Below are 13176 nucleotides of genomic sequence, written 5' to 3' on the forward strand. Positions count from 1 at the left end.
AATGATTCTCAAATTCGTTGACATAATCCTGTTAACGCCAGTACAATTGAATTAAATACTGATATACAAACGTGATTGGAAAGGTAACTGGATATGTTATTAAAAAATTCATGGCAGAAATGGATGGGGCTGTTCATTACCATTCTTTTGCTGCTGTTTTTACTGTGCTCAAGCATTGTATACGGTTATACGGATACAACATGGAAAATGGCCATCAATGCTTTTACCGATTTCAATGGGACGAATGAACACATTGTCATTCAATCAGTCAGACTTCCGCGTGCCCTGATCGCTTCGGCCATCGGTGCAAGTTTAGCCATCTCGGGGGTTTTGATGCAAACGCTAACTAAAAACCCGCTCGCCTCCCCTGATATATTCGGGGTCAATGCCGGGGCGGGATTAGCGGTGGTCACAGGTGTCACCGTTTTTGGGATAAGCAATCTTCAAGTATTCACATGGCTGTCATTCCTAGGGGCTGCCATAGCAGCGATAAGCATATATTTGATTGGAAGCATGGGACGCGGCGGCTTGACACCGATGAAGCTGACATTGGCCGGTGCAGCCATGACAGCGATGGTAGCTTCCCTTACACAAGGTCTTCTTGTTTCTAATGAGGCTCTTTTAGAGCAAGTCCTATTCTGGCTTGCCGGGTCCGTTTCCGGTAGAAGCCTGGACAATTTAGTTGCCGTCCTGCCTTATCTTGTCGCAGGCTGGGGCCTTGCCTTGATCATGTCCGGTAAAATGAATGTGTTATCCATGGGTGAAGATGTTGCAAAAGGTCTTGGACTGAATATAGCATTCCTTAAACTGGTCCTGGGGCTGGCAATCATCCTGCTTGCTGGCGGATCAGTAGCGGTTGCGGGTCCGATTGGCTTTATAGGAATCGTCGTTCCGCATCTTACCCGTTCTATAGTAGGCATCGATCATCGCTGGTTGATTCCCTTCTCTGGACTTTTCGGGGCGGTGCTTTTGATTGCAGCCGATGTCATATCCAGGTATATCCTGATGCCTCGAGAAGTTCCGGTTGGAGTCATGACAGCCATTATCGGGACCCCATTCTTTATTTATATAGCTAGAAAGGGGTTCAGCGGTCGATGAAGTCATATAAGAGCTTTCGTTTGTTTAATGAAAAAATATCATTCTTGATCGATAAAAAAGCCATGATCGTGATTTTCATATTATTTTTAGTCACTTCACTAGTGTTTGTGATCAGTACTGGAGTGGGTGAAATGAATATAAATCCGCTAAGTGTTCTCCAGGTCTTTATCGGAGGGGGGACGGAGAGCGACCGGCTTATTATCCAATCTTTCCGCCTGCCTAGAATAATTGTTGCCCTGTTGGTAGGGATGGGCCTTGCTGTAGCTGGTGGAATCCTTCAAGGGATGATTCGAAATCCACTTGCTTCACCTGATATCTTGGGGATTACGGGAGGAGCGACTGTAGCGGTCGTTGGATTCTTGGCCATTTTTAGCGATAAGAACCATTCATTAACGGTGAGCATCAATTGGCTGCCGTTAGCTGCCTTCATTGGGGCGACAGTCGTGGCCTTACTTGTTTATTCATTAGCCTGGAAAAATGGGGTTCCCCCGATTAGGCTTGTGTTGATCGGGATTGGGGTGATGGCTTTAATGAAGGCGCTCACTACGATGATGATGATTCTTGGCCCCGTCTATCAAGCGAGCCAGGCAAACCTTTGGATCACCGGGTCAGTGTCCACCTCCACCTGGAATAATATCGCTGTACTGGCACCATGGACGATTTTATTCCTGTTAATCGCCTTCCTGTATGCCAGAAATATTAATTTACAGGAGCTGGGGGATGACCTGGCAACGGGGCTTGGGGGACATGTCCAAAAACAGCGGTTTACATTATTGATGATCAGTACGGCCTTGATTGGCGGTTCCACAGCTTTTGCTGGGGGAATAGGATTTGTGGGATTAATGGCACCGCACATGGCCAGAAGGCTGGTTGGTTCTAGTTTTGGAGTGTTACTGCCTACCTCGGCTTTGCTTGGCGGCATCCTGGTTATGGTGGCGGATTTGATTGGACGGACCTTGTTCTCACCTTTGGAAATACCGGCTGGTGTCTTCACAGCGAGCATCGGGGCACCATACTTCATTTATTTACTATATAAAACGAGGAATTCGTAATTCCGGTACATGCAAAAAAAAGCAGCCATCCTAGGTATGGCTGCTTCTTTATTTCTTTAAGCTTCTTTAGCTGCTTCAATTTCGATGGTAAGCGTGATTTGATCGCCGATCAGTACGCCGCCTGTTTCTAATGCCGCATTATATGTTAGACCGTAATCACTGCGTTTGACTTTCCCTTTTCCGCTGAAGCCTGCTTTTTCATTTCCCCATGGATCTTTCCCTTGGCCTTCAAAGGTGATGTTGAAAGTTTCTTCTTGTGTGACTCCGTTAAGAGTCACATTTCCAGTTACATCGTATTCATCTTCATCCGTTTTCACGATTTTTGTTGATTTGAATGTTAATGTAGGGTTTTTTTCTACATCAAAGAAGTCAGCGGAACGCAAGTGATTGTCCCTGTCTGCATTGCGTGTGTCGATACTCGCCACATCAACGGTAAAATCGATTTCTGCAGTCGTTAAATCCGATGGGTTTGCTAGAATGCTTGCCTCGAACTTATTAAAACTTCCTTTTACTTTAGCGATCATCATATGTTTTACGGAAAATTCAATAGCGCTGTGAGTCGGGTCGACTATCCATTTTGTATTTGTCATATTTATTCCTCCTGATTATTAATCTTGAATTTATATATCTTTAATTTGAGATATCTTAACTTAATGTAATTATAAGAGCTGAAAGCAATAGTGTCAACTGAAAGTTTTCCTAAATTTTGAAAAGATGAAAAACCCTGTGCATTTATGGGGCACAGGGTCTTCAGACTGTAGACAAACTCGATGAAAATCAAGTTTGTCTCAATTTTTATGAAGGTTTATAAAACTCGAATGATGATTTCAACTCCAGGCACTCGCTTTCCGCGGGTGGTCCGGAAGCCTCCTCGGCGTGCTTTTCCCTCAGGAGTCTCGCACCTTCCGTTACAATCGGCTTTGTTTTGAAATTTTAGGTAAAAACCCTTTTGTCTACAAACTCAAACCCTATGCATTTATGGGGCACAGGGTTTTTAATGAAGAAGGGTAAAGCGGACATCTTTATTAATCGGCCTGTTCTTTCTCTTCTTGATTGGTCACTTTCCCCGGCCAAAAAGCACGGCGGCCAAGGAGGGAGGTGATTGCAGGAACAAGGAACGGGCGCACAATGAATGTGTCCATTAACACACCAAGGGCGGTAATGAGCCCGAATTGGACCAATACTTGAATCGGAAGTGTGGCTAGAACGGAAAAAGTGGCTGCCAAGATTATTCCGGCGGAGGTGATGACACCGCTAGTTTCGGCAACGCCCTTTCTGATGGCCTGCTTGATTGGCATCGTTTCTTTCTTACGCCAAATGCTTGAAACCATGAAAATGTTATAATCTTCTCCAAGTGCGACAAGGAATACGAATGAATAAAGTGGAATTGTCCCCTCTATCGCATCGACACCCATGAAATAGTGCAGGATAATCCAACCTAACCCCATAGCTGCAAAGAATGAGAGAATGACTGTCCCCATTAAATACACCATGGCTGTCACAGATCGCAAGTAGGCTAAAAGGAGCAAGGAAATCAGGACGATGATGATCGGGATGATCATGAATTCATCGGATTTGACGGTATCCCTTTTATCGAATTGAGTCGCTGTCTGCCCGCCAACCCAAACCTTTTCATCAACGGAAGATATATTGGCGGCCTTCAATTCTTTCTCCGCCATTGTGCGGATTTCCGGAATGGAATCTATGGCCTCGATATCATATGGGTTGATGTTGAATGTGACCTCATAGGATTGCAGATCTTTATTCGATTTACTTGTGACTGGATCGGCAACAGTTTCAACAATATCCATCCCTTTTAATGCCGGTGCTAAATCAATTTCTTCACCATCCGTATCGACAACCACTGTCGCCGGTGCCAGTTCGCCCGGTGAGTACGAGTCGGAAATGACAGAATAGCCTTCACGGGAGTTCATATCTTCAGGGAAGGAAGAGAGAATATCATATGAATATTTTATTTGTGAAGAATATCCAGCTAAAACACTGAAGATGATCAGGCATGTAAGAATGACCGTCCATGGCTTGGTTGTGACGATATGACCAATCCAGTTACCGATGCGGCCTTCTTTATGCTTTTTGACGGCTTTTCCCTTTTTCTTGGCCCGTGCTTCTTCCATTTCAGGTGTACGCGGGACGATTGGGAAGAAGGAAGCCCTTCCGAATACAGAAAGCAATGCCGGTACAAGTGTTAAAGCTGCCAGCATCATGATTAAAATCGACAAGCTGAATGGTACAGCGAAACGGTGGTAGGCTCCGTATTTGGCTACAAGCAATGTTAGCAGGGAGATGACGATCGTTAGCCCGCTCATCGCAATGGCGCCTGATGAATCTTTAAATGCGGCGATCATGGCTTTCCGTTTGCTTTCATGATTCCTTAATTCACTTCTATAGTGAGAAATTAAAAATAGACAATAATCCGTTCCGGCACCGAATAATAATACGGTCATGATTGAAATGGCCTGTGAATCGACTGTAATCCAACCATGATCTGCCATGAAGCCAAGGATCGGGCTTGTGACAATATAGGCGAAGCCTACTCCGATTAAAGGAATTATGGCTAAAAGCGGAGAGCGGTAAATGAGTAATAATACGACAAGCACAAGTATTACTGTCGCTAAAAGCAATTTGAAATCAGCACCTGAAAATAAACCCGTTGCATCGACTGATATCCCTACAGGGCCTGTCACTCGAAGGGATAATTCATCTGAATCCGTCGGGACCTTGAATGGGTCAGTTCCAATGCGTTCCGTTACTGCTTCATTAATGCTTTCAATATTTTTTTCAAGAATTGCAGTCTCGGTCTTTTCTTTAAAGAAAAGCGGCTGTACCAAAGTCGTTCCATCTTCTGAAACCGATCCTTGAAGAGCGGGCAACGGAATTTCATGTAGCGGCGGTAAAAAAGATTGCTGTGTTAATGGATTATCTGTCAGTTCCTTGGAAAGATACTGGATTTCAGCCAAGTCGGCCTCTGTCAGTCCACCTTCCCGATGCCATGTAAGCAGGGCAGGTATTCCAGAGGAATTTGGAAACTCTCCTTTAATAAGTTCATCAGCCACGACAGAAGGCGAGTCTTCAGGCAAGTCTGAGGCATTATTTGCTGTTCGATCATTAACGGCAGGCAATGTAAAGGTTAATGCGATTGCTGCAATTATCCATGCGGCAATGACAACCCAACGACTGGTTTTTCCGGTCATCATCCTGCCAAGTCTTCCTATTATTGATTCGTCCAATGAAGGCACCCCTCTTTTAAAATTTTTTATCCTCATTTCATTATAGTTGTGTGATGTTGACTTATACAAAAATGGGTATGCTCACTCCATCTGCTAAATGCTTCAAGTCGTTAATGGCATGAAAATAGGCTCATCGAGATATAGGGGAAAAGTACTTATTTACTTAATTTCAATTAAATTTTGAAAATTGAAGAGTTAAATATAGGGAATGGGGGAAAGTATAGTAGTATTGTGGCTTTTATTAACAAAGGAGGGATTTTTTTTGTCTGATAAATCCAAAAAAACAAATGATGAAACGAATGAAACATTAACGAACAGGCAAGGACACCCGGTAACGAATAACCAGAGTCTGAGAACTGTAGGGAACAGAGGTCCTAGTACACTTGAGAACTATGATTTTTTGGAAAAGATCAGCCACTTCGATAGGGAGCGCATCCCTGAACGGGTTGTACATGCCCGCGGTGCAGGTGCGCATGGTTATTTCGTTCCGACCGGTAAAGCGGGGGACGAGCCGATTTCAAAATATACGAGAGCGAAGGTTTTTCAGGAAGAAGGTAAAAAAACCCCAGTATTCGTGAGATTTTCATCTGTTATTCATGGAGGGACGTCCCCGGAAACGTTACGTGACCCAAGGGGATTTGCCGTTAAATTTTATACGGAAGATGGAAACTGGGATCTTGTAGGCAATAACCTGAAAATTTTCTTTATCCGTGATGCCATGAAATTCCCGGATTTGATTCATGCCTTCAAACCGGATCCGGTCACGAATATTCAGGACGGCAGGAGGATTTTCGATTTTTGCTCGAGTTCGCCTGAAACATTCCATATGGTTACCTTTGTGTTTTCCCCATGGGGCATCCCAGCTAACTACCGCATGATGCAAGGATCAGGGGTCAATACTTATAAATGGGTGAATGAGGAAGGGAAAGCAGTGCTCGTTAAGTATCATTGGGAACCGAAACAAGGAATCAAGAACCTGACGCAGCAAGAGGCCAATGAAATTCAAGCTACGAATTTCAATCATGCCACACAGGATCTATATGAAGCGATTGAACGCGGGGACTATCCTGAATGGGATCTCAACGTACAGATCATGAGTGATGATGATCATCCTGAGTTGGATTTCGATCCGCTGGATGATACGAAGATCTGGCCGAAAGATGAGTTCCCATGGCTGCATGTCGGTACGATGGTATTGAATAAAAACCCTGAAGACTATTTCACTGAAGTCGAACAGGCTGCATTCGGTACCGGTGTCCTAGTGGATGGACTGGATTTTTCTGATGACAAGATGTTACAGGGACGTACATTCTCTTATTCCGATACACAGCGTCACCGTGTTGGCGCGAATTATTTGCAACTGCCGATCAATGCTCCAAAGAAACGAACTGCCACGAATCAGACTGGCGGACAGATGCAATATGAAGTTGGCAGAGGCAGCCAAAGCCCCCACATCAACTACGAACCATCCACTGTCGGCGGCTTGAAGGAAGCCAATCAAACGGGCAAAGAGTATACACCTATGGTGGAAGGGAAACTTGTCCGTGAGACAATCGATCGCCAAAACAATACGAAACAGGCCGGGGAAACGTTCCGGGAATTCGAGGATTGGGAAAAAGACGATTTAATTTCCAATTTAGTGGCGGCATTGGCTCCTGCCGACAAGCGCATTCAGGAAAAAATGATAGCACTTGCCGAAGAGGCCGATGAAGAGTATGGCCGCAGGTTGAAAGAGGGACTGGCCGCGGCCTCTGAACATACGGAATCTTCAAAACCACTGGGTGGGACGGATAACCCTGAGGACGCCGTTAGAAAAGGACATGAAGCGGATCCATATTGATTGAACTGAAAAGAAGCAAACTTCCTTATAAAGGGGTTTGCCTCTTTTTTTTATGGGCATAATTAATGGATGTGTGATACTCTTCCGAGGATGCCTTGAAAATCAAGCAGGAAATTGATTGGCAAAAAACTTCATAATCATTTAAACTGAAACTACTCTATTTTTCTCTTATAAAGGAGATGAAAAAATGATTAAAATTCTTTCTGCCCTTTTCCTTCCTTGTCTACTTGTCATGCTATTTTCAAGAGTCACCTATAACAATGTCGTAGGCCTTGTTTTAACTGTTGCCTTGATTACAGCTTCCGCATATAAAGGTTATACGCATACAAACTTATTGATCATCGTCGATGCCTTATCCCTGACAGTGGGATTTTGGTTGTCAAAAAGAATGATGAAACGTACATCCAAGAGCGCCTGACATCAAAGGTGCTTTTTTTGTACTCAAACTTGTCATTCCCCTCAACACATCATGAAGTTCATTAAAACAAAAAACGAATGGATGTTCGCTTATTGCTGGTTTGTTTTAAGGCTATTGTGGTAGAATGTGTATATATGCTTTATTAAACCGGAATAAATAGAAGGGATATAGGCATGTCCCGTTTTCATATAAAAATATTTCAATAGGAGGCCATGCTTGGTGAAGGATAAGTTTGAGTTAGTCTCAAAATACTCTCCTCAAGGAGATCAGCCGGCAGCAATTGAAATGCTGGTCGAAGGGATTAAGGAAGGCAAGGAAATGCAGACGCTATTGGGGGCAACGGGTACAGGTAAAACGTTCACCGTTTCCAATGTGATCCAAAAGATCAATAAACCGACTCTTGTCATTGCCCACAATAAAACGTTGGCAGGGCAGCTTTACAGTGAGTTCAAAGAGTTCTTCCCTAATAATGCCGTCGAATACTTCGTTAGCTATTATGATTACTACCAGCCAGAGGCTTATGTTCCATCCACGGATACATTCATCGAAAAAGATGCAAGCATCAATGATGAAATCGATAAACTGCGTCACTCGGCCACATCATCTTTGTTCGAAAGGAAAGATGTCATCATCATTGCCAGTGTTTCGTGCATATATGGACTCGGTTCTCCTGAAGAGTACCGGGAGATGGTCGTTTCCCTCCGAACAGGCATGGAAATAGACCGGAATGCCTTGCTGCACAGACTCGTGGATATTCAATATGAGAGGAATGATATTGCTTTCCAACGGGGAACCTTCCGCGTTCGCGGCGACGTCGTCGAAATTTTCCCGGCCTCTCGTGATGAACATTGTGTACGGGTCGAGTTTTTCGGGGATGAGATTGACCGTATCCGTGAAGTCGATGCCCTGACCGGTGAAATTACCGGTGAACGGGAACATATCGCCATTTTCCCGGCTTCCCACTTCGTAACCCGCGAAGAGAAAATGCGGATAGCCATTCAAAATATCGAAACGGAACTGGAAGAGAGACTGAAGGAATTAAGGGAAGATGAAAAGCTCCTTGAAGCACAGCGCTTGGAGCAGCGGACCCGCTATGATTTGGAAATGATGCGGGAAATGGGCTTTTGTTCTGGGATCGAGAACTATTCCCGCCATTTAACCCTTCGTCCCTCAGGTGCGACACCATACACTTTAATGGATTACTTTCCAGAGGATTTCCTATTGGTCGTGGATGAATCACATGTAACCCTTTCGCAAATCCGCGGAATGTTCAATGGAGATCAGGCGCGGAAGCAAGTGCTCGTCGACCATGGCTTCCGTCTGCCGTCTGCGAAAGATAACCGCCCGCTAAGATTTGAAGAATTTGAAAAAAAGGTCCATCAATCCATATTCGTTTCGGCAACTCCGGGTCCATATGAACTCGAACATACGCCAGAAATGGTTCAGCAAATCATCCGTCCTACCGGATTGCTGGATCCGACGGTAGAAGTGCGGCCGATTGAAGGGCAGATAGATGACCTGATCGGTGAAATACAGGAGCGCGTCAAAAAGAACGAGCGTGTGCTCATAACGACCTTGACGAAAAAGATGTCTGAAGATTTAACTGATTATTTAAAGGAAATCGGCATCAAGGTCCAATATCTTCATTCGGAAGTGAAGACCCTGGAAAGGATAGAGATCATCCGGGAACTCCGAATGGGCAAATATGATGTACTCGTTGGAATCAACCTTTTACGGGAAGGCCTGGATATTCCGGAAGTGTCGTTAGTGACCATTCTGGATGCCGATAAGGAAGGGTTCCTTCGCTCGGAACGTTCGCTTATTCAAACGATGGGCCGTGCAGCCCGTAATGCCAACGGCCATGTCATCATGTATGCAGACCGCATCACGAATTCGATGGAACTTGCCATCAATGAAACGAGGCGGCGCCGTGAAATCCAGGAGAAGTATAATGAAGAGCATGGAATAATGCCTCAAACCATTCAAAAGGATATCCGTGACTCCATAAGGGCGACGCATGTAGCCGAAGAAGGCGAAGAGTATAAGGAAGATCTTGCACCAAGCCTTGCGAAGCTCCCTAAAAAAGAGCGTTTAAAAGTGATGGCAAGCATGGAAAAAGAAATGAAGGAAGCGGCAAAGGCACTGGACTTCGAGCGAGCTGCCGAGCTGCGTGATTTATTACTAGAGTTAAAAGCGGAAGGGTGACGAAACATGGCAATGGATAAAATTGTGATAAAAGGCGCCAGGGCCAACAATTTAAAGAATATTGATATCACGATACCGAGAGACAAACTTGTTGTGCTGACCGGATTATCCGGATCTGGAAAGTCTTCCTTGGCTTTTGATACGATTTATGCAGAAGGGCAAAGACGTTATGTAGAATCACTGTCCGCTTATGCTCGTCAATTCTTAGGCCAAGTGGATAAACCGGATGTCGATGCGATCGAAGGTTTGTCACCAGCCATTTCCATAGACCAGAAAACGACCAGTCGGAATCCTCGTTCAACCGTAGGGACTGTTACGGAAATCTATGATTATTTAAGGCTGTTATTTGCACGGGTCGGCAGGCCGACCTGTCCGATCCATAATATTGAAATCACCTCACAAACGATCGAACAAATGGTGGACCGCATTCTTGATTACCCTGAGAGAACCAAGCTTCAGGTATTGGCACCGCTCGTCTCAGGCAGAAAAGGGACACATGCGAAAGTTTTGGAGGATGTTAAGAAACAAGGTTATGTCCGCATTCGTGTGAACGGGGAAATGCATGATCTCAGTGAGGAAATCACTCTCGAAAAAAACAAGAAACATTCGATTGAAGTCATCATTGACCGGATCGTCATTAAAGAGGGGATCATGGCCAGGCTTGCAGATTCATTGGAAAGTGCTTTGCAGCTTGGCGAAGGCAAAGTCATCATTGACGTAATGGGTGAGGAAGAGCTGCTTTTCAGTGAACATCATGCTTGTCCATACTGCGGATTTTCGATTGAAGAGTTAGAGCCGAGGATGTTTTCCTTCAATAGCCCGTTCGGGGCCTGCCCAGATTGTGATGGCTTGGGGGCGAGGCTTGAGGTGGACCGTGATCTCGTCATCCCGAATAACGAATTAAGCCTCCGTCAACATGCGATTGCGCCATGGGAGCCGACGAGTTCCCAATATTATCCTCAGCTCCTTGAAGCGGTAGCCAACCATTATGGAATAGATATGGATGTGCCCGTTAAAGACTTACCGGAAGAGAAGATGGATAAGGTTTTGCTTGGTTCAGGTAAAGATAAGATATATTTCCGTTATAAAAATGATTTTGGAAGAGTGCAAGAAGGATATATTCCTTTTGAAGGAGTTTTAAGAAACATCGAAAGGCGCTTCAAGGAGACGAGTTCAGACTATATCCGTGAGCAAATGCAGAAATACATGTCAGAACATCACTGTCCAACCTGTAAGGGTCATCGTTTGAAGAAAGAGAGTCTTTCCGTGCTCATTCAAGGGGTCCATATAAGTCAAACGACCGCTTTATCAGTGGAAGATGCGTTGGTATTTTTCGATGAGCTTGATTTGACTGAAAAGGAAGCGGCAATTGCGAGATTGATTTTACGTGAAATTCGTGAGCGGCTCGGTTTCCTGGCCAATGTAGGTTTGGAATATTTGACGTTGAGCAGGGCAGCGGGAACATTATCCGGCGGTGAAGCGCAGCGTATAAGATTGGCGACGCAGATCGGTTCCCGTTTGACGGGAGTCCTCTATATTTTGGATGAACCTTCAATAGGGCTGCATCAGAGGGATAACGATCGATTGATCGAAACATTGAAGAATATGCGCGAAATCGGGAACACCCTGATTGTTGTCGAGCATGATGAAGATACGATGATTGCTGCGGACTATTTGATCGATGTTGGTCCAGGTGCTGGAGCGCATGGAGGAGAAATAGTGGCTGCTGGTACTCCGGAAGAGGTCATGAATGATCCTAAATCCTTAACGGGTCAATATTTGGCAGGGAAGAAATTCATTCCATTGCCATTGGAACGCCGGAAAAATGATGGCCGTGTCATTGAGATAAAAGGTGCCAAGGAAAATAATCTGAAAAACGTTAATGTCAAATTCCCGCTTGGGGTCTTCACAGCCGTTACAGGAGTCTCCGGTTCAGGGAAAAGTACTTTAGTGAATGAGATCCTCCATAAATCTTTGGCTCAAAAGCTGAATCGGGCAAAAGCCAGACCAGGCGATTTCCGCGAGATTAAGGGGGTTGAGCATTTAGATAAGGTCATTGATATTGACCAATCACCAATTGGCAGGACCCCACGATCGAATCCAGCTACCTATACGGGTGTATTCGATGATGTTCGTGACGTATTTGCCTCGACTAATGAAGCGAAGATACGCGGTTATAAAAAAGGCAGGTTCAGTTTCAATGTGAAGGGCGGCCGCTGTGAAGCATGCCGTGGTGATGGCATTATCAAGATTGAAATGCATTTTCTCCCAGATGTCTATGTCCCATGTGAAATCTGTCATGGTAAGCGTTATAACCGGGAAACACTTGAAGTGAAATATAAAGGGAAAAACATATCCGACATTCTCGATATGACAGTCGAGGAAGGCGTTAGTTTCTTTGAAAATATCCCAAAAATCAAACGGAAGCTACAAACGATTTATGACGTTGGTTTGGGTTACATCAAGCTTGGACAGCCTGCCACGACTTTATCAGGCGGTGAAGCGCAAAGGGTGAAACTCGCTTCTGAATTGCATCGCCGTTCCACTGGGCGCTCATTTTATATCTTGGATGAACCGACGACCGGACTTCATGTCCACGATATAGCAAGGCTGCTCCAAGTGCTGCAGCGGCTGGTTGACAATGGGGATACAGTTTTGGTGATCGAGCATAATCTGGATGTCATCAAGACGGCGGACCATATTATTGACCTGGGACCGGAAGGCGGAGATAAGGGCGGTACGATCGTCACTTATGGAACACCTGAAAAAATATGTGAAGTTTCTGAATCGTATACGGGAAAATACTTAAAACCTGTACTTACCCGTGATCAAATTCGTATGGAAAATTGGATTGAAGAAAAAGAAACAGAGCATGAACATGCTTAAAAGAACAAGCCATCAGGCTTGTTAAGGTTTTAGACAAAAAGGGTTCGGAACGGTCTAATGCCGAACCATGATTTTAAAACAAGACTAGATTATCCTTAATGGTTTTTTACAGTAATCCTTATTGGATTGAAGAAATTTGCCACACTCCTGCCGAATAACTGGCTAGCCAATACCCCACAGCCGCTTGCGGTGAGGATGCTTGGCAGACAGTCGGCGGGGAGCGGATTTCTGAAATCAATTGGAACGTTTTTAAATAAAAACTGCAGGCAAACTTGAACTGTGAACTGCCCCGTAAATGTTAGACACCAAACTAACATTTACGGGGTGTTTTTTATGGCTAATTTTTCTGCCGAACAGAAAATATTCATTGTACGACTTTACCTTGAAGGAAAGCACAGCTATATGGATCTTCAGAAAATATTTGAAGTT

8 protein-coding genes are annotated in these 13176 nt (G+C 44.6%); 6 read left to right on the top strand and 2 right to left on the bottom strand.

Annotation, left to right across the window (positions count from 1 at the left end; translation table 11 throughout):
- The first annotated feature begins 93 nt into the window (after positions 1–93).
- On the top strand, positions 94–1098 hold the full coding sequence (locus AC1DIV_RS03230) for a FecCD family ABC transporter permease (protein ID WP_251540537.1): 1005 nt from the start codon (positions 94–96) through the stop codon (positions 1096–1098).
- Positions 1095–2150, top strand: coding sequence for a FecCD family ABC transporter permease (locus AC1DIV_RS03235; protein WP_072272260.1), 1056 nt, complete (start codon positions 1095–1097; stop codon positions 2148–2150). The genes AC1DIV_RS03230 and AC1DIV_RS03235 overlap by 4 nt, the downstream gene beginning before the upstream one ends.
- A gap of 56 nt (positions 2151–2206) precedes the next feature.
- On the opposite strand, the gene AC1DIV_RS03240 is transcribed toward AC1DIV_RS03235, so the two are convergent.
- Both AC1DIV_RS03240 and AC1DIV_RS03245 read right to left on the bottom strand, forming a co-directional pair.
- The gene (locus tag AC1DIV_RS03240; RefSeq protein ID WP_048684074.1) at positions 2207–2740 is read right to left on the bottom strand and encodes a YceI family protein; all 534 of its coding nucleotides are present in this window, start codon (positions 2738–2740) and stop codon (positions 2207–2209) included.
- A gap of 435 nt (positions 2741–3175) precedes the next feature.
- Positions 3176–5365: an MMPL family transporter gene (locus AC1DIV_RS03245; protein WP_340878611.1), complete on the bottom strand. Its 2190-nt coding sequence runs from the start codon at positions 5363–5365 to the stop codon at positions 3176–3178.
- A gap of 295 nt (positions 5366–5660) precedes the next feature.
- Here AC1DIV_RS03245 and AC1DIV_RS03250 point away from each other — a divergent pair, with 295 nt between their 5' ends.
- The 4 genes from AC1DIV_RS03250 to uvrA all read left to right on the top strand — a co-directional run bounded on the left by AC1DIV_RS03250 (position 5661) and on the right by uvrA (position 12747).
- Complete coding sequence (locus AC1DIV_RS03250) at positions 5661–7238, top strand: catalase (RefSeq protein WP_034309925.1); 1578 nt, start codon at positions 5661–5663, stop codon at positions 7236–7238.
- A gap of 187 nt (positions 7239–7425) precedes the next feature.
- A complete protein-coding gene (locus tag AC1DIV_RS03255; RefSeq protein ID WP_034309928.1) occupies positions 7426–7656 on the top strand; it encodes a CsbA family protein in 231 nt (76 codons plus the stop codon).
- Between the two features lie 219 nt (positions 7657–7875).
- Positions 7876–9861 (top strand): excinuclease ABC subunit UvrB, encoded by a 1986-nt coding sequence (gene uvrB / locus AC1DIV_RS03260; RefSeq protein WP_048684098.1) that lies wholly within the window; start codon positions 7876–7878, stop codon positions 9859–9861.
- Positions 9862–9867: 6 nt separating this feature from the next.
- Complete coding sequence (gene uvrA, locus AC1DIV_RS03265; RefSeq protein WP_048684084.1) at positions 9868–12747, top strand: excinuclease ABC subunit UvrA; 2880 nt, start codon at positions 9868–9870, stop codon at positions 12745–12747.
- The last annotated feature ends 429 nt before the right edge of the window (positions 12748–13176 follow it).

The sequence above is a fragment of the Peribacillus sp. 05N428 genome, from assembly GCF_056397085.1.

Coding starts and splice junctions, on each gene's coding strand:
- AC1DIV_RS03255 (WP_034309928.1), top strand. CDS start 7,426: ATGATTAAAATTCTTTCTGCCCTTTTCCTTCCTTGTCTACTTGTCATG.
- AC1DIV_RS03235 (WP_072272260.1), top strand. CDS start 1,095: ATGAAGTCATATAAGAGCTTTCGTTTGTTTAATGAAAAAATATCATTC.
- AC1DIV_RS03240 (WP_048684074.1), bottom strand. CDS start 2,740: ATGACAAATACAAAATGGATAGTCGACCCGACTCACAGCGCTATTGAA.
- uvrA (WP_048684084.1), top strand. CDS start 9,868: ATGGCAATGGATAAAATTGTGATAAAAGGCGCCAGGGCCAACAATTTA.
- AC1DIV_RS03230 (WP_251540537.1), top strand. CDS start 94: ATGTTATTAAAAAATTCATGGCAGAAATGGATGGGGCTGTTCATTACC.
- AC1DIV_RS03245 (WP_340878611.1), bottom strand. CDS start 5,365: ATGATGACCGGAAAAACCAGTCGTTGGGTTGTCATTGCCGCATGGATA.